Origin of the sequence: Achromobacter sp. Marseille-Q4962, assembly GCF_943737005.1 — a bacterium.
Lineage (GTDB): Bacteria > Pseudomonadota > Gammaproteobacteria > Burkholderiales > Burkholderiaceae_B > Achromobacter.
Genome location: NZ_CALSFU010000001.1, coordinates 336,472 through 352,599 on the forward strand (window position 1 = coordinate 336,472; position 16,128 = coordinate 352,599).

The window sequence follows — 16,128 nt, forward strand, 5'->3', positions numbered from 1 at the left end:
TATCGCCTCTTGCCCGCATCCGGCCTGCCTCCTCCCGGGCGCCGCGGCAGCGGGCACGCCCCCGGCCGGGCGCATGCCGGGGGCGAGTCGGTTAAATTCCTGCCATTGCACGGGGCCGGTCCGCAGGCCCCGCCGGTTTTACAGGAGTCCCGCTGTGCTGCGCATCACCTCGATCAACCTCAATGGCATACGCTCCGCGTTCCGCAAGGGCCTGCAGCCCTGGATGGCGGCCCACGCCGCCGACATTCTCTGCCTGCAGGAAATCAAGATTTCCGAATCCGACCTGACCGACGAGCTGCGCCATCCGCCCGGCTACACGGGCCACTTCCTGCACGCCGCCAAGAAAGGATACAGCGGCGTGGGCATCTACCTGCGCGACCCGGCCGAGCGCGTGCACACGGGCCTGGGCTGCGAAGAGTTCGACCCCGAAGGCCGCATCATCCGCGCCGACTGGAAGAGCCTCTCGGTCATCAGCGCCTACCTGCCGTCCGGCTCCAGCGGCGACGAGCGCCAGCAGGCCAAATACCGCTTCCTGGACCGCTTCGGCCCCTGGCTCGACAGCCTGATGGACGAGCACCGCAAGACCGGCCGCGAATTCGTCATCTGCGGCGACTGGAACATCGCCCACAAGGAAATCGACCTCAAGAACTGGAAGGGCAACATGAAGAACTCGGGCTTCCTGCCCGAGGAACGCGCCTGGCTGAGCGAGGTCTTCGACAAGCGCGGTTTCGTGGACGTGTTCCGCACACTGGACGACCGGCCCGAGCAATACACCTGGTGGAGCAACCGCGGCCAGGCCTGGGCCAAGAACGTGGGGTGGCGCATCGACTACCAGATCGCCACCCCCGGCATCGCCGCCCGGGCGCGCACCGCATCCATCTACAAGGACGAGCGTTTCTCCGACCACGCGCCTCTTACCATCGACTACGACGCCACGCTGTCGTGATCGCGAGCGTTGCGCAAGCGCCCCAATAAATAAGGGACGTAACATAAGCCCAAACACCCCACAGGGCTGGGAAAAGCGGGGACTGCCTGCCAAACCGGCAAGGGACGGCCTCGTCCCGCCCCCGTTTCACACGGCACAATTTATTGGGGACATGTCTGAAGCTGGCAATTTTGCTGGGTTTACCGAAACAGGGCCGGTAGATACGAGGGAGCCGCCATCCGTTCCACGTTAATACGACCCCATTTAAATAGCAAAATTTTTCCTTGTATATCAATGCCCTGGAGCATTTTCCTATTTTGCGCAGGGCAACATTTTGATCCTACAATTCCGCACCACGTCGGTGCGTCATCTGCACCAAAACGAATATAGGCGCCCTGATCCGGCGCATTTTTTGCCCCCATCCGGGGCATCCAAGGAGAGGATGTTGAAAGTGCAGAGCCTGGACGACTTCCTGCGTGGCGTGGCCGCGCGCGATCCGCAGCAGCCGGAATTCATGCAGGCCGTGCAGGAGGTCATGATGAGCCTCTGGCCTTTCATCGAAAAGCATCCCCACTATGCGGAGCAGGCCCTGCTGGAGCGGCTGGTCGAGCCCGAACGGGTGATCCAGTTCCGCGTCTGCTGGACCGACGACCGGGGCCAGGCCCGGGTCAACCGCGCCTTCCGCATCCAGCACAACTCCGCCATCGGCCCGTTCAAGGGCGGCATGCGCTTTCACCCCTCGGTGAACCTGTCCATCCTGAAATTCCTGGCGTTCGAGCAAACGCTGAAGAACTCCCTCACCACCCTGCCCATGGGCGGCGGCAAGGGCGGCTCGGATTTCGATCCCAAGGGCAAGTCCGACGCCGAGGTGATGCGCTTCTGCCAGGCGCTGATGATCGAGCTCTATCGCCACCTCGGTCCGGACACCGACGTGCCGGCCGGCGACATCGGCGTGGGCGCGCGCGAAGTGGGCTTCATGGCCGGCATGATGAAAAAGCTGTCCAACTCCACGGCCAGCGTATTCACCGGCAAGGGCCTGACCTTCGGCGGCAGCCTGATCCGCCCGGAAGCCACCGGCTACGGCACGGTGTACTTCGCCGAAGAAATGCTCAAGCGCGTCGGCCGTTCTTTCGACGGGCTGCGCGTATCGGTATCGGGTTCGGGCAACGTGGCCCAGTACGCCATCGAAAAGGCCATGGCGCTGGGCGCGCGCGTGGTCACCGTGTCCGACTCCGGCGGCACCGTGGTGGACGAGGCCGGCTTCACCCACGAAAAGCTGGTCGCCCTCATGCACATCAAGAACGACCTGCGCGGGCGCCTGGATACCTATGCGCGCGAGTTCGGGCTGCCCTACGAAGCGGGCAAGCGGCCCTGGCACGTGCCGGTGGACGTGGCGCTGCCCTGCGCCACGCAGAACGAGCTGGAGCTGTCCGACGCCCAGACGCTCATCAAGAACGGCGTGCTGTGCGTGGCCGAAGGCGCCAACATGCCGGCCACCCTCGAGGCCGCCAAGGCCTTCATCGCCGCGCGCGTGCTGTACGCGCCCGGCAAGGCCAGCAATGCGGGCGGCGTGGCCGTGTCGGGCCTGGAAATGAGCCAGAACGCGGCGCGCCTGTCCTGGACGCGCGAGGAAGTGGACGCGCGCCTGCACGCCATCATGCGCGACATCCACGAAAACTGCGTGCGCCACGGCCACACCGAGCGCGAATACGTGAACTACCTGGACGGCGCCAACATCGCGGGCTTCGTGAAGGTGGCCGACGCGATGCGGCAGCAAGGGCTGTACTGACGGAACCGCCCGCGGCGGGGCGGAGCCGGCTCAGTGCTTCATCCCGCCGTGGCCATGGTCCATGCCGGGCATGTGGCCCGCCGGCTTCACTTTGAACTGCACGGCCACTTCGCCGGCCCGCTCGAACTTGAGCGTGGCCGGCACGGTGCCGCCCTCGGCGAAGGGCGCCTTCAGCTTGATGAACATGACGTGGTAGCCGCCCGGGCGCAGCTTCACCTCGCCGTCGGCCGGCACGGCGATGCCGCCGTCGACCTGGCGCATCCGGGCCACCCCGTTCTCCGTCTGCACGGTGTGCAGCTCGACGCGCTCGGCCGCGCTGGAGGTCACCGACAGCAGCCGGTCGGGCGTCTTGGCATCGTTGTCGATATCCAGGTAGCCCGCGCCGTTGGTCTGGCCGGGCGCCGAGGCGCGCACCCAGAGATCGTCCACCTCGATCTGGCCCACCTTGTAGTCGCCGGCCCAGACCGATCCGGCCGCGCAAAGGCCAAACGCCGCGATGGCGGCGCAGGTGCGGAATTTCATGAGACATCCTCCTTGTGAACAGGGCCTGGGAACAGACGCTGGCGCCGCCGGACCAGGCTGCGGGCGGCTGACAGGACCGACTCGGTCAGGGCTTCCATCACCTCGGAGTTTACCCGCCAATGCTGCCAGTAGAGCGGCACATCTTCCCACGCCCGGCTCCGCAGCAGCACCAGGCGGCCCGCGTCCAGGTGTTCCTGGACCAGCGGCAGGGGATTCATGGTCCAGCCCAGCCCGCCCAGCGTGGCCTGCACGAACGCCCGCGTGGAAGGCACCCACCACACTGGCGGCTGCCAGGCTTCGCGGCCGGCGATGCGGTGCGCGAAACGGGCCTGCAGGGCGTCCTTGCGGTTGAACACCAGCACCGGCGCGCGGGCCAGCGTCGCGGCGCTCACGCCCTGCGCGAAATAGCGCGCATGGAACGCCGGCGTGCAGGTCGCCACATAGCGCATGCTGCCCAGCGCGTGGATGCGGCAGCCCTGCACCGCGTCGGCCAGCGTGGTCACCGCGCCCAGCACCGCGCCGTTGCGCAGCAACGCCGCCGTGTGGTCCTGGTCTTCGGGCCGCATGTCCAGCGTGGCGCGGGTGCGCGCCGAGAAGAGCAGCGCGGCCTCCACGAACCAGGTTTCCAGGCTGTCGTGGTTGACCGCCACCGGAATGCTGGCGTGCGGAACCTCGTCGTCGGCGACGCCCAGGCGGTTGAGCGCTTCGTGCTCCAGCAACGCGGTCTGCTCGGCCAGCTGCACCAGCACCTGGCCGTCGGCCGTGGCCGCCGCCGGCACGGTGCGCTGAACCAGCAGGCGCCCCATGCGGTCTTCGAGCGACTTGATCCGCTGCGACACGGCCGACGGCGTGACGTTCAGCGCCACGGCGGCGCGCTCGAAGCTGCCTTCGCGCACCACCGCCGCCAGCGCGCGCAGGTTGCCATGGTCGATTCTCATGCGTATGCGCTCCCGTTCCCGATGATTAGTTTTGCTTAATATAGCTAAGGAAAATTAGCTTTATTTCATATCGCACGCAAGCCACAATACTGCCAGGCCGCCGCGCAACCCGCGGCGGCCGGCATTTCCGCAGGCGCGCCGCGCCGGGTTTCGCACACACAACAGGTTGTACCCAGTCATGTTCGCCACGCTTTCCTCCCCCCTATTCGTTACCGCCTGGGCCAGCGGCACCGCCACCGGACTGGGGCTGTTCGCCGTCGTGGGCGCGCAGAGCGCGTTCATCCTGCGCCAGGGCCTCATGCGCGCCCACCTGCTGAGCGTGATGGCGGTATGCGCCCTGATCGACGCCGTATTCATCTTCGCCAGCGTGTCGGGCCTGCGGGCGCTCACCCAGTGGTTTCCCTGGCTCACGACCGCCGTGCTGTGGTTCGGCGTGGCCTTTCTCTCCTGGTACGCGCTGCAGTCGGCGTGCCGCGCCTGGCGCGCGCAGGGCGGGCTGGCCGCCGCGCGCGACGTGGTGCCGTCGCGCCGCGCAGCCATACTGGGCGCGCTGGGGTTTTCGCTGCTGAACCCGCACTTCTGGCTGGACATGGTGGTCGTGGGCTCGCTGGCCCACGGTTTCGACGACGCGCGCATGGCATTCGCGGCCGGCGCGCTGACGGCCAGCCTGCTCTGGCTGGCCGTGCTGGGCATCGGCTCGCGGCTGTTCGCCCCATTCTTTTCCAGCGCGCTGGCCTGGCGCGTGCTGGACGGCGTGATCGCCGTCGTAATGGCCTCGCTGGCCGCGAGCCTGGCGCTCAAGGGCGTCTGAAGCCGCCCGCCTGCCCGCCGCCTGCCGCGCCGAAGCGCCTCTCCCCCGGGGAGCAGGCGCTTTTTCTTTTGCGGCGCAGCAATGACAGGCATGCCGGTGTCCATTAACTAGGGATTTATACCGACAAGCGCCCCGCGGTCAGATTCGCGTAAGTGACGGAGCCGACAGTCACTGTTCGCAGCAACAGGAGGAGCGCCAACACCGCAACACGCCGCCAGGCGCCGGCATCCGGTTTTCCATGCAGTTCCACCAAGACAACGGAGACATCAATGGATTTTCGTTTGAAGCTGCTTGCAGGAACCCTGATCTTTGCCGTGTCGGCCGCGTCGCACGCCGCCGACGCCATCAAGATCGGCGTATCCGGGCCCTACACCGGGGGATCCTCGTCCATGGGCGTCAGCATGCGCGACGGCGTGCGCCTGGCCATCGAGGAAATCAACAAGAACGGCGGCGTGCTGGGTCGCAAGCTTGTGGCGGTGGAGCGCGACGACGAAGCCAAGAACGAGCGCGGCGTGCAGATCGCCCAGGAGCTGATCAACAAGGAGCAGGTGGTGGCCACGGTGGGCTACATCAACACCGGCGTGGCCCTGGCTTCGCAGCGCTTCTACCAGGACGCGAAGATCCCCGTCTTCAACAACGTGGCGACCGGCACCGTCATCACCGAACAGTTCAAGGCGCCGGAGTATCCCGAGAACTACGTCTTCCGCAATTCCGCCAAGGACAGCATCCAGGCGCCCATGATCGTCGAAGAGGCCATCACGCGGCGCGGCTACAAGAAGGTGGCCATTCTGGCGGACTCTACCAATTACGGCCAGCTGGGCCGCGAAGACCTCGAAAAGGCGCTGGCGGCCAAGGGCGTCAAGGCCCTGGCCGTGGAGAAGTTCAACATCAAGGACGTGGACATGACGGCGCAGCTCCTCAAGGCCAAGGAAGCGGGCGCGGAGGCGATCCTCACCTACGGCATCGGCCCCGAGCTGGCGCAGATCGCCAACGGCATGGCCAAGCTGGGCTGGAAGGTTCCCATGATCGGGAGCTGGACGCTGTCCATGGCCAACTACATCGACAATTCCGGCGCCAACGGCGAAGGCGCGCGCATGCCGCAGACCTTCATCCAGGAGCCCGACACGCCCAGGCGCAAGGCCTTTATCGACGCCTACCTGGCGAAGTTCAAGCCCAAGAACAACCGCATCGACTCTCCCGTGTCGGCCGCGCAGGGCTATGACTCGATCTATCTGCTGGCCGCCGCCATCAAGCAGGCCAACTCCACCGAAGGCCCGAAGATCCGCGAAGCCCTCGAAAATCTGCAGACACCCGTCGAAGGCGTGGTGATGACCTACAACAAACCGTTCACGCGCGACAACCATGACGCCATCACCGTCAAGGAAGTGGTGATCGGCGAGGTCAAGGGCGGCAGAGTGGTCAAGGCGCAGTAGGAGCCCGCCCCATGCGCCGCAGGCGGACCGGCGTAGCCGGAACCGCCCGACGACCTGGGTTCGGGGCGGCCCTGCCGGACGGTGGCGTTTCGCCTTGAAGGAAAGACGCTGCGACGGCGCAGCCGTGTGGCCGCGGTCGGACGGTCCTTCCCTTGGGCGCGGCGCACCGGCCCGGCCGATCGGGTCATGCCCGTTGCATGCAATGCAGGTGGCGCGCTGCGCCTTGGACAACTGAACACCGCGTTCCGCCCATGCAGCATGGAGCGGAATGCCGGCGTCACGAACACACACCATGATTCTTCTACAGCTCATCTATAGCGGTATCGCGCTGGGCATGATCTATGCCGTCATCGCGTTCGGGTACCAGCTCACCTTCGCCACGTCCGGCACGCTGAATTTCGGCCAGGGCGAGTCCCTCATGCTGGGCGCGCTGGTCGGCCTGACGCTCGTGGGCCTGGGCGTGAACTACTGGCTGATGATCCCGCTCGTCTGCCTGTTCGGCCTGGCGCAGGGCGCGCTGGTCGAACGCGTGGGCGTGCGCCCCGCGATCAAGACGCGTTCGGAGTTCGGCTGGATCATGGCCACCATCGCGCTGGGCATCATCTTCAAGAACGTGGCCGAGAACGTCTGGGGCCGCGACGACCTGCGGTTTCCGTCGCCGCTGCCCGAGTCTCCCATCAAGCTCTTCGGCGCCAATGTGCTGCCCATGGAACTGCTGGTGGTGTTCGGCGCGCTGGCGATGATGCTGCTGGTCGAGCTGTTCAACCGCAAGTCCATCTACGGCAAGGCCTTCGTGGCCACCTCCAACGACCGGGACGCCGCCGGCCTCATGGGCATCAACACCGGGCTGGTCATTACCTTTTCGTATGCGCTGTCCTCGCTTACCGCCGCCTTCGCCGGCGTGCTGGTGGCGCCGCTCACGCTCACGGGCGCCACCATGGGCGCGGTGCTGGGCCTGAAAGCCTTCGCGGTGGCGATCATCGGCGGCCTGTCCAGCGGGCTGGGCGTGGTCGTGGGCGGACTGATCCTGGGCATTGCCGAAACCACCACCGGCTTTTATCTCTCCACCGGCTACAAGGACGTGCCGGGGCTGGTGCTGCTGCTGCTGGTGCTGACCTTCAAGCCCGCCGGCCTGTTCGGCAAGACCGCGATCAAGAAGGTGTAAGCCATGAAATCCCTGCGTATCGCGCTTTCCGTCGCCGCCATCGCCTGCCTGGCCGCCGTGCCCCTGGGCGTCACCAACACCTATTACCTGCACCTCATCGAAACCATCATGATCTATGCGATCCTGCTGTTCGGGCTCGACATCGTGGTGGGCTATACCGGCCAGGTGTCGCTCGGCCATGCGGGGCTGTTCGGCATCGGCTCGTACGTGGCGGGCGTGCTGTTCTTCCACCTGCACCTGCCGATCTGGGTCACGCTGCCGGCGGCCATTCTCATCGCGGCCGCCTTCGGCGCGGTGCTGGCGCTGCCCGCGCTGCGCGTCACGGGACCGTACCTGGCCATGGTCACGCTGGCCTTCGGCACCATCATCCAGATCCTCATCAACGAGATGACCTTTCTTACCGAAGGTCCGCTGGGCATCAAGATCCCCAAGCCCTCCATCGCCGGCCACGTGCTCACCAAGAGCGAGTACTTCTGGCTGGTGGCCGCGTTGATGGTGCTTGCGCTCATCGTGGTGCACCGCATTCTCAAGTCGCACCTGGGACGGTCTTTCGAGGCGCTGCGCGACAGTCCCATCGCGTCGGACTGCATGGGCGTGTCGGTGTACCGGCACAAGGTCTACGCCTTCGTCATCAGCGCCGGCTTTGCCGGGCTGGCGGGCGCGCTGTACGGCTACTCGGAACAGTACATCTCGCCCAATACCTACAACTTCGAGCTCACCATCCTGTTCCTGCTCGCCATCATCATGGGCGGGCGCAAGAGCCGCACCGGCGCGCTGCTGGGCGCGTCCATCATCGTGCTGCTGCCCAAGATGCTCGACGACATCGACTCGTTCCGCCTCATCGCGCTGGGCGTGGCGATCGTGGTGGCGGCCGGCTGCGCCGTCGCGGTGGCGCGCGGCGCCGCCACGGTCCGCCGCGTGGCGGTGCCGGTGGCCGGCACCGTGCTGCTGGCCGCGTTCTCCTATTGGCTCGATACCGTGACCGACTGGCGGCTCACCATCTTCGGCGCCATGATCCTGTTCGTCGTGTACTACCTGCCCGACGGAATCGTGGGTTTCGTGCGCAACCTGCTCTTCTCCGCGCATCGCAAGGCCCTGGCCGTGGACCGGGAACTGGCGCACCGCCAGGAGGCCGTGCCCGACGCCGCCCGCGGCAGCGGCGTCCTGCTGCGCGCCAAGAGCGTACTCATGCAGTTCGGCGGCCTGAAGGCGCTCAACGACGTCAACCTGGAAGTGCGGCGCGGCACCATCCATGGACTCATCGGGCCCAACGGGTCCGGCAAGAGCACCATGATGAACGTGCTTACCGGCATCTACGTGCCCACCGCGGGCGACGTGGAGTTCTCCGGCAAGTCGCTGGTGGGCCTGGCCCCGGCCGACATCGCCGCGGTGGGCGTGGCCCGCACCTTCCAGAACGTGCAGCTCTTCGGGGAGATGACGGCGCTGGAGAACGTGCTCGTGGGGCTGCACCACACCTTCTCCACCGGCCTGGCCGGCATCGCGCTGCGCACCTCGCGCTGGAAAAAGGAAGAACGCCAGGCGCGCGCCCGCGCCATGGCGCTGCTGGAATTCGTGGGCCTGGAATCCCTGGCGGCCGAGGAGGCGCGCAACCTGCCCTACGGCAAGCAGCGCCTGCTCGAGATCGCCCGCGCCCTCGCCCTGGACCCGCAACTGCTGCTGCTGGACGAGCCGGCCGCCGGCCTCACCGCTCCCGACATCGCCGAGCTGCTCGCCATCATCCGCAAGGTGCGCGACCACGGCATCACGCTGATCCTCATCGAGCACCACATGGACGTGGTGATGGGCGTGTGCGACACCGTGTCCGTGCTCGACTTCGGGCAAAAGATCGCCGAGGGCCTGCCCGCCGAAGTGCAGGGCAACGCCAAGGTCATCGAAGCCTATCTCGGCGGCGCCGCGGCCTGAGGCAAAGAGGAAACCGACAATGCTATCGATCAAGAACCTCGAGGCCGGCTACGGCAAAGTCAAGGTGCTGCACGGCATCAGCATGGAAGTGCCCAAGGCCAGGGTGGTGACTCTCATCGGCTCCAACGGCGCGGGCAAGACCACCACCATGCGCGCCCTGTCCGGCATGATCCGGCCCACCGCGGGCGAGATCAGCTTCGGCGGCACGCGCATCGACGGCCTGGAATCGCACCGCATCGCGCGGCTCGGCCTGGCCCACTCGCCCGAAGGCCGGCGCGTGTTCCCGACCCTGTCGGTCACCGACAACCTGCTGCTGGGCGCGTTTCCGCGCCTGACGGGCAGCCGCCCCAAGGGCGACGTGCAGGCCGACCTGGATCGCGCCATGGATCTCTTTCCCCGCCTCAAGGAACGCCGCAACCAGCTCGCGGGCACGCTCTCCGGCGGCGAACAGCAGATGCTCGCCATGGCCCGCGCCATCATGCTCAACCCGGAGCTGGTGCTGCTGGACGAGCCTTCCATGGGGCTCGCGCCTATTCTGGTGGAAGAAGTCTTCCGCATCATCGGGCGGCTCAAGGAAGAAGGCGTCACCATGCTGCTGGTGGAGCAGTTCGCCGCAGCCGCGCTGAACGTGGCCGACTACGGCTACGTGCTGGAGAACGGCCGCATCTCCGTACACGGCAGCGCCGACAAGCTCAGGCACGATCCCGCCGTGGTGGCGGCGTACCTGGGCGGCTCGCACTAGGCGCGTCGACCCTCCGAAAGGCGCCTGCCGACGCCGGCCCGGTTGCGCGGGCCGGCGCGGCGGATGGCGCCGCCTCAGACGAGGGTCAGCGTCACGTCGATATTGCCGCGCGTGGCGTTGGAGTACGGGCAGACGGTGTGCGCCGCCGACACCAGCTTCTCGGCCTGCGCGCGGTCCATGCCGGGCAGCGAGATCTTCAGTTCCACCTCGATGCCGAAGCCCGTGGGGATCGGCCCGATGCCGACCACGCCCTGCACCGACGCGTCTGCCGGCATCGCGATCTTGTCGCGGCCCGCCACGAATTTCATCGCGCCCAGGAAGCAGGCGGAATAGCCCACCGCGAACAATTGCTCGGGATTGGTGCCCGGCGCGCCCGCGCCGCCCAGCTCGCGCGGCGTCGTCAGCTTGACGTCCAGCACGCCGTCGTCGCTCACGCCGCGGCCCTCGCGGCCTCCGGTGACGGTGGCGCTGGCGCGATAGAGAACTTTTTCGAGAGACATGATCGGATTCCTCAAAGAATGAAAACACGTTGGGAGACTGCTGCGCCTCGCGGGCCATTCCGCCGCGGCGCCTCTGCCGTATTGCCACACTGCGGCATTTCTTCTAATACGCTATTGAATAGCGCACTATTCATATCCCGTGCGCCCGCGGCGCGGGCGCGCCCTTCAGCCGTTTTCCGCGAGCCGTCCACGCAAGTCGTGGAGCAGTCGGGCAAGCTCCTGCGCCTGCTGCGCCGAGCATTGAGCGGCCGCGCCGATCGCCGACGGGATGCCTTCGGCCTGGGCGCGCAGCTCCCGGCCCTGCCGCGTAAGGCTGACGATGACCTGCCTTTCGTCTTCCCGCGCCCGGGTCCGCTCCAACAGCCCCGCCGCCTCCAGGCGCTTGAGCAGCGGGGTCAGCGTGGCCGAATCGAGAAACAGGCGTTCGCCGATGTCGGTAACCGTCAAGCCGTCGCCTTCCCAGAGCACCAGCATCACCAGGTACTGCGGATAGGTCAGGCCCAGCCTGCCCAGCAGCTTGCGATACGCCTTGTTCATGGCGAGCGACGTGGCGTACAGCGCAAAGCAGAGCTGGTTGTCCAGCAGCAGCGGATCGGTTTGGGGCTTGGCCTTGATTTTCATAGCGCAATATTAAATAGCGCACTATTTAACGGTCAAGCCGCGGCGGCCATGAAATTTTCCTATCGCGTTCATCAGGCCGCGGGATCCTGCCCCTGCCCCGGGCCGTAGCGTTTCAGGCCCTCCAGATCGAGCACGCGCACCGCCCCGTATTCCACCTTCAGCAGGCCGGCCTCTTCCAGCCTGCGCAGCGCCTGGTTCGCGCGCTGGCGCGAGACGCGCGCCAGGTAGCCGATTTCTTCCTGGGTGATCGCCAGGCGCATTCCCATGCCCGGATAGAGCAGCGGGTTGAAGAGCTCGCCCAGGCAGCGGGCCACCCGCGCGTCCGGGTCCAGCAGGCGGTCGTACTCCGCCTTGCCGATGAACTGCGCCACCCGCTCGTTCAACTGGTCGAGCAGGTAGCGGTTGAAGGGAATGCTGTTGTCCAGCAGCCAGTCGAAGGTGGCCGCCGGCATGCGCGCCACCACCGAATCGCGCAGCGCCACGATGTCGTACTTGCGGATCTCGCGCTTGAGCAGCGAGCCCTCGCCGATCCAGCCGCCGGCCGGCACGCCGGTAAGAGATGCCACCTTGCCCTCGGCGTTGCCGACCGAGACCTTGATCAGGCCGGCCAGCACGCCTATCCAGGCCTGTGCCGGCTCGCCTTTGCGTTCTATGATCGATCCGGCCGGCGCCTGCTGCACCGACACGTCGCGCTCGACGCGCGCCTGCTGCTCATCGCTGAGCAGGCGGAACCACGCCGCGGCGAATCGCAGGGAGTCGGATGGCTGCATCGGGAATACCCTAAAAATTCCTTGAATGTCGCGATGGTGACAGTTGGTAGCAACCCAACCTTATACCTTAACTGTTGCCGTAAATCTAAAACCAGCTGGTCAGGCACCGCAGCGCGCCACTCTCGAAGTCGCCGCGGCGGCGGGCCCAAACCGGAGGAGACAACGTGGCACACTCAACGCCCGCATCGGCAGGCACGCCGGCGGCGCTGGACACCTTTCCCGCGCTGCTGCTCGCACATGCCAGCGCAAGGGGCTCGCGGCCCGCGATGCGCGAGAAAGACCTGGGAATCTGGCAGACGCTGACCTGGTCGCAGGTGGCCGACCACGTGCGCCTGGCCGCCAACGGCCTCGCGGCCCTGGGCATCGGCCCCGGCATGCACGTCGCCGTCATCGGCGAAAACCGCCCCCGCCTGTACATGGCCATGATGGCCGCGCAGTGCCTGGGCGCCATCCCGGTTCCGCTCTACCAGGACGCCGTGGCGCAGGAAATGGTCTACGTGCTGCAGGACGCCGAAGTCGGCGTCGCCGTGGTCGAAGACCAGGAGCAGGTGGACAAGATGCTGGAAGTGCGCGGGCAGTGCCCCGCCCTGCGCCACGTGGTGTACGACGACCCGCGCGGCCTGCGCCACTATGCCGACCCCATGCTGCGTTCGTACGAGCAGCTGGAAGAGGCCGGGCGCGAGCATGCGCAACGGCATCCCGGCTTTTTCGACGCCGCCGTGGCGGCCGTGCAGCCGCACGACCCGGCCGCCATGTTCTATACCTCGGGCACCACCGGCAAGCCCAAGGGCGTGGTGCTCACGCACCACGCGCTCATCGACCGCGCGCGCGCCGTGGCCGAGATGGAAAAGCTGACCGACCGCGAAGACGTGCTGGCCTACCTGCCCCCGGCCTGGATCGGGCAGAACATGTTCTCCTACACCCAGTTGCTGGTCAGCGGGTTCACCGTCAATCACCCCGAGTCGCCCGATACGGTCGCCATCGACATGCGCGACATCGGCCCCACGTATTACTTCGCGCCGCCGCGCGTGCTGGAAGGCCTGCTCACGCACGTCATGATCCGCATGGAAGATGCGGGCTATCTCAAGCGCAAACTGTTCCACGCCTGCATGAACCTGGCGCGCCGCGTCGGCGCGCGCATCCTCGACGGCAAGTCCGTGGGCGCCTGGGACCGCCTGCGCTATGCGCTGGGCAACGTCCTGGTCTACGGTCCGCTGCGCAACGCGCTGGGCATGAGCCGCGTACGCGTGGCCTACACGGCGGGCGAGGCCATCGGCCCCGATCTGTTCGTCTTCTACCGCTCCATCGGCATCAATCTCAAGCAGCTCTACGGCTCCACGGAAACCTCGGTGTTCGTCTGCGTGCAGCCGGACGGCCAGGTGCGCGACGACACCGTGGGCCCGCCCGTGGCGGGCGTGGACATCCGCGTGGCCGGCAACGGCGAGATCCTGGTCAAGAGCCCCGGGCTCTTCAAGGAGTACTACCGCAATCCGCAGGCAACCGCCGAGGCGCGCAGCGAAGACGGATGGTTCCACACCGGCGACGCGGGCTACCTGGACACCGACGGGCAGCTCAAGATCATCGACCGCGCCAAGGACGTGGGCAAGCTGGCCGACGGCAGCCTGTTCGCGCCCAAGTACATCGAGAACAAGCTCAAGTTCTTCCCGCACATCAAGGAAGCCGTGGCCTTCGGCGCGGGACGCGACCGCGTGTGCGCCTTCATCAACATCGACCTGGAAGCCGTGGGCAACTGGGCCGAGCGGCGCGGGCTGCCCTACGCCGGCTACACCGACCTGGCCGGCAAGGACGAGGTGTACCAGCTTATCGGCGAATGCGTCGAGAAGGTCAACGCCGATCTGGCGGCCGACCCCAAGCTCTCGGCTTCGCAGGTCAGCCGGTTCCTCATCCTGCACAAGGAATTGGACCCGGACGACGACGAGCTCACGCGCACGCGCAAGGTGCGCCGGGCCTTCATCGCGCAAAAGTACGGCGTGCTGGTGGAAGCGCTCTTCAGCGACAGGCCGACGCAATTCATCGAAACCGAAGTGAAATTCGAGGACGGCCGGGTCGGCAAGATTTCCGCCGACCTGAAGATCCGCTCCGCCCGGACCTTTCCCGCCATCACCGCCCGAGCCGCATAGACATCATGAGCCATACAGACCGCGACCAGCGCATCGGCGACGTGATGCTGGACATGCAGAACATTTCCCTGTCGTTCGGCGGCGTCAAGGCGTTGACGGACATTTCCTTCAATGTGCGCGAGCACGAGATCCGCGCCATCATCGGCCCCAATGGCGCGGGCAAGAGCTCCATGCTCAACGTCATCAACGGCGTCTACACGCCGCAGCAGGGGACCATCGAGTTCCAGGGCAGGCGCTTCTCGCGCATGAACCCCCGGCGCGCGGCCGAAATGGGCATCGCCCGCACTTTCCAGAACCTCGCGCTCTTCAAGGGCATGAGCGTGCTGGACAACATCATGACGGGCCGCAACCTGCGCATGAAGTGCGGCCTGTTCGCCCAGGCCCTGCGGCTGGGGCCGGCCGAGCGCGAGGAAATCCGCCACCGCGAATTCGTCGAGAACATCATCGACTTCCTGGAGATCCAGGCGCACCGCAAGACGCCGGTCGGGCGGCTGCCCTACGGTCTGCAAAAGCGCGTGGACCTGGGCCGCGCGCTGGCCATGGAGCCGCGCCTGCTGCTGCTGGACGAGCCCATGGCCGGCATGAACATCGAGGAAAAGCAGGACATGAGCCGCTTCATCCTCGACGTGAACGACGAGTTCGGCACCACCATCGTGCTCATCGAGCACGACATGGGCGTGGTCATGGACATTTCCGACCGCGTCGTGGTGCTGGACTATGGCAAGAAGATCGGCGACGGCACGCCCGGCGAAGTGCGGACGAACGAAGACGTGATCCGCGCCTATCTGGGCGTGGAAGGCAGCGCCGCGCCGGCCAACGACGCGGTGGCGCAGGCCGGCGGGGCTCGCGACGGCGCAAGCCCGGTCTCCGCTTCGACGACCACAAGGTGACGTATGGGATTTTTTCTGGAAACCGTATTCGGCGGACTGATGAGCGGCATGCTGTACGCGCTCATCGGCCTGGGCTTCGTGCTCATCTTCAAGGCCTCGGGCGTCTTCAACTTCGCGCAGGGCGCCATGGTGCTGGTGGCCGCCCTGTCCATGGCCCGCTTCTCGGAGTGGATCCCGCAGTGGCTGGGCTTTGACAACATGCTGCTGGCCAACGTGCTGGCCTTCATCGTGAGCGCGATCCTGATGTTCCTGCTGGCCGTGGCCATCGAACGCTTCGTGCTGCGCCACCTGGTCAACCAGGAGGCCACCACGCTGCTCATGGCCACGCTGGGCATCAGCTACTTCCTGGACGGCCTGGGCCAGATCTCCTTCGGCAGCTCGGTGTATTCGGTGAACGTGGGCATGCCCAAAGACCCGGCCATCATCCTCGACTCCATCTTCGAGGGCGGGCTGCTCATCAACCTGGAAGACCTGACCGCCGCCGTCATCGCCGCCCTGCTCGTGGCCGCGCTGGCGCTTTTCTTCCAGTACACGTCCACCGGCCGCGCGCTGCGCGCCGTGGCCGACGACCACCAGGCCGCGCAATCCATCGGCATCCCGCTCAACCGCATCTGGGTCATCGTGTGGAGCGTGGCCGGGCTGGTGGCGCTGGTGGCCGGCATCATCTGGGGCTCGAAGTTCGGCGTGCAGTTCACGTTGTCCACGGCGGCCCTGCGCGCGCTGCCCGTGGTGATCCTGGGCGGCCTGACGTCCGTGCCGGGCGCCATCCTGGGCGGGCTCATCATCGGCGTGGGCGAAAAGCTCTCCGAGGTGTATCTGGGGTCGCTCGTGGGCGGCGGCATCGAAATCTGGTTCGCCTACGTGCTGGCGCTGGTGTTCCTGCTGTTCCGTCCGCAAGGGCTGTTCGGCGAGAAGATCATCGACCGCGTGTAAGCGCACGGGCCTTCTGGGAAAAAAC

The 16,128-nt window shown here is 66.5% G+C and carries 15 protein-coding genes; 10 read left to right on the plus strand and 5 right to left on the minus strand.

The genetic code is table 11. From position 1 onward, the window contains the following. Window positions 1–154 precede the first annotated feature (154 nt). Window positions 155–946 carry an exodeoxyribonuclease III gene (locus NGJ44_RS01560; RefSeq protein ID WP_053245719.1) on the plus strand — a complete coding sequence of 264 codons (792 nt, stop codon included), beginning with the start codon at window positions 155–157 and terminating at the stop codon, window positions 944–946. Window positions 947–1,367: 421 nt separating this feature from the next. After that, window positions 1,368–2,714, plus strand: coding sequence for an NADP-specific glutamate dehydrogenase (gene gdhA, locus NGJ44_RS01565; RefSeq protein WP_053245718.1), 1,347 nt, complete (start codon window positions 1,368–1,370; stop codon window positions 2,712–2,714). Between the two features lie 30 nt (window positions 2,715–2,744). Here gdhA and NGJ44_RS01570 read toward each other — a convergent pair whose 3' ends face one another. Further along, window positions 2,745–3,236 (minus strand): copper chaperone PCu(A)C, encoded by a 492-nt coding sequence (locus tag NGJ44_RS01570; protein WP_053245717.1) that lies wholly within the window; start codon window positions 3,234–3,236, stop codon window positions 2,745–2,747. Next, window positions 3,233–4,174, minus strand: coding sequence for a LysR family transcriptional regulator ArgP (locus NGJ44_RS01575; protein ID WP_251862896.1), 942 nt, complete (start codon window positions 4,172–4,174; stop codon window positions 3,233–3,235). The genes NGJ44_RS01570 and NGJ44_RS01575 overlap by 4 nt, the downstream gene beginning before the upstream one ends. Window positions 4,175–4,352: 178 nt before the next feature. Between NGJ44_RS01575 and NGJ44_RS01580 the strand changes: the two genes are divergently transcribed. The 5 genes from NGJ44_RS01580 (at window position 4,353) to NGJ44_RS01600 (ending at window position 10,248) form a co-directional block, all read left to right on the plus strand. Next, window positions 4,353–4,985 carry a LysE/ArgO family amino acid transporter gene (locus NGJ44_RS01580; RefSeq protein ID WP_251862897.1) on the plus strand — a complete coding sequence of 211 codons (633 nt, stop codon included), beginning with the start codon at window positions 4,353–4,355 and terminating at the stop codon, window positions 4,983–4,985. Window positions 4,986–5,254: 269 nt separating this feature from the next. Beyond that, the gene (locus NGJ44_RS01585; RefSeq protein WP_053245715.1) at window positions 5,255–6,418 is read left to right on the plus strand and encodes an ABC transporter substrate-binding protein; all 1,164 of its coding nucleotides are present in this window, start codon (window positions 5,255–5,257) and stop codon (window positions 6,416–6,418) included. Between the two features lie 292 nt (window positions 6,419–6,710). Beyond that, window positions 6,711–7,583, plus strand: coding sequence for a branched-chain amino acid ABC transporter permease (locus tag NGJ44_RS01590; RefSeq protein ID WP_053245714.1), 873 nt, complete (start codon window positions 6,711–6,713; stop codon window positions 7,581–7,583). 3 nt (window positions 7,584–7,586) lie between these two features. Continuing rightward, a complete protein-coding gene (locus NGJ44_RS01595; protein ID WP_251862898.1) occupies window positions 7,587–9,506 on the plus strand; it encodes a branched-chain amino acid ABC transporter ATP-binding protein/permease in 1,920 nt (639 codons plus the stop codon). A 19-nt stretch (window positions 9,507–9,525) separates the two neighbouring features. After that, a complete protein-coding gene (locus NGJ44_RS01600; RefSeq protein ID WP_251862899.1) occupies window positions 9,526–10,248 on the plus strand; it encodes an ABC transporter ATP-binding protein in 723 nt (240 codons plus the stop codon). Window positions 10,249–10,322: 74 nt separating this feature from the next. Here NGJ44_RS01600 and NGJ44_RS01605 read toward each other — a convergent pair whose 3' ends face one another. The 3 genes from NGJ44_RS01605 to NGJ44_RS01615 all read right to left on the minus strand — a co-directional run bounded on the left by NGJ44_RS01605 (window position 10,323) and on the right by NGJ44_RS01615 (window position 12,139). Then, window positions 10,323–10,748: an organic hydroperoxide resistance protein gene (locus NGJ44_RS01605; RefSeq protein WP_053245620.1), complete on the minus strand. Its 426-nt coding sequence runs from the start codon at window positions 10,746–10,748 to the stop codon at window positions 10,323–10,325. 165 nt (window positions 10,749–10,913) lie between these two features. Further along, window positions 10,914–11,369, minus strand: coding sequence for a MarR family winged helix-turn-helix transcriptional regulator (locus tag NGJ44_RS01610; RefSeq protein WP_053245619.1), 456 nt, complete (start codon window positions 11,367–11,369; stop codon window positions 10,914–10,916). Between the two features lie 71 nt (window positions 11,370–11,440). Continuing rightward, window positions 11,441–12,139 carry a Crp/Fnr family transcriptional regulator gene (locus tag NGJ44_RS01615; protein ID WP_053245618.1) on the minus strand — a complete coding sequence of 233 codons (699 nt, stop codon included), beginning with the start codon at window positions 12,137–12,139 and terminating at the stop codon, window positions 11,441–11,443. Window positions 12,140–12,303: 164 nt separating this feature from the next. Between NGJ44_RS01615 and NGJ44_RS01620 the strand changes: the two genes are divergently transcribed. The 3 genes from NGJ44_RS01620 to NGJ44_RS01630 are packed head-to-tail and all read left to right on the plus strand — an operon-like array spanning window position 12,304 to window position 16,103. Further along, the gene (locus tag NGJ44_RS01620) at window positions 12,304–14,280 is read left to right on the plus strand and encodes an AMP-dependent synthetase/ligase (protein WP_251862900.1); all 1,977 of its coding nucleotides are present in this window, start codon (window positions 12,304–12,306) and stop codon (window positions 14,278–14,280) included. Between the two features lie 5 nt (window positions 14,281–14,285). Further along, on the plus strand, window positions 14,286–15,170 hold the full coding sequence (locus NGJ44_RS01625; protein WP_251862901.1) for an ABC transporter ATP-binding protein: 885 nt from the start codon (window positions 14,286–14,288) through the stop codon (window positions 15,168–15,170). A gap of 3 nt (window positions 15,171–15,173) precedes the next feature. Next, window positions 15,174–16,103 (plus strand): branched-chain amino acid ABC transporter permease, encoded by a 930-nt coding sequence (locus NGJ44_RS01630; protein ID WP_053245615.1) that lies wholly within the window; start codon window positions 15,174–15,176, stop codon window positions 16,101–16,103. The last annotated feature ends 25 nt before the right edge of the window (window positions 16,104–16,128 follow it).

Excerpts from the sequence above, each read along its gene's own strand:
- gdhA (WP_053245718.1), top strand. The coding sequence starts at position 1,368 with ATGTTGAAAGTGCAGAGCCTGGACGACTTCCTGCGTGGCGTGGCCGCG.
- NGJ44_RS01570 (WP_053245717.1), bottom strand. The coding sequence starts at position 3,236 with ATGAAATTCCGCACCTGCGCCGCCATCGCGGCGTTTGGCCTTTGCGCG.
- NGJ44_RS01575 (WP_251862896.1), bottom strand. The coding sequence starts at position 4,174 with ATGAGAATCGACCATGGCAACCTGCGCGCGCTGGCGGCGGTGGTGCGC.
- NGJ44_RS01580 (WP_251862897.1), top strand. The coding sequence starts at position 4,353 with ATGTTCGCCACGCTTTCCTCCCCCCTATTCGTTACCGCCTGGGCCAGC.
- NGJ44_RS01585 (WP_053245715.1), top strand. The coding sequence starts at position 5,255 with ATGGATTTTCGTTTGAAGCTGCTTGCAGGAACCCTGATCTTTGCCGTG.
- NGJ44_RS01590 (WP_053245714.1), top strand. The coding sequence starts at position 6,711 with ATGATTCTTCTACAGCTCATCTATAGCGGTATCGCGCTGGGCATGATC.
- NGJ44_RS01595 (WP_251862898.1), top strand. The coding sequence starts at position 7,587 with ATGAAATCCCTGCGTATCGCGCTTTCCGTCGCCGCCATCGCCTGCCTG.
- NGJ44_RS01600 (WP_251862899.1), top strand. The coding sequence starts at position 9,526 with ATGCTATCGATCAAGAACCTCGAGGCCGGCTACGGCAAAGTCAAGGTG.
- NGJ44_RS01605 (WP_053245620.1), bottom strand. The coding sequence starts at position 10,748 with ATGTCTCTCGAAAAAGTTCTCTATCGCGCCAGCGCCACCGTCACCGGA.
- NGJ44_RS01610 (WP_053245619.1), bottom strand. The coding sequence starts at position 11,369 with ATGAAAATCAAGGCCAAGCCCCAAACCGATCCGCTGCTGCTGGACAAC.
- NGJ44_RS01615 (WP_053245618.1), bottom strand. The coding sequence starts at position 12,139 with ATGCAGCCATCCGACTCCCTGCGATTCGCCGCGGCGTGGTTCCGCCTG.
- NGJ44_RS01625 (WP_251862901.1), top strand. The coding sequence starts at position 14,286 with ATGAGCCATACAGACCGCGACCAGCGCATCGGCGACGTGATGCTGGAC.
- NGJ44_RS01630 (WP_053245615.1), top strand. The coding sequence starts at position 15,174 with ATGGGATTTTTTCTGGAAACCGTATTCGGCGGACTGATGAGCGGCATG.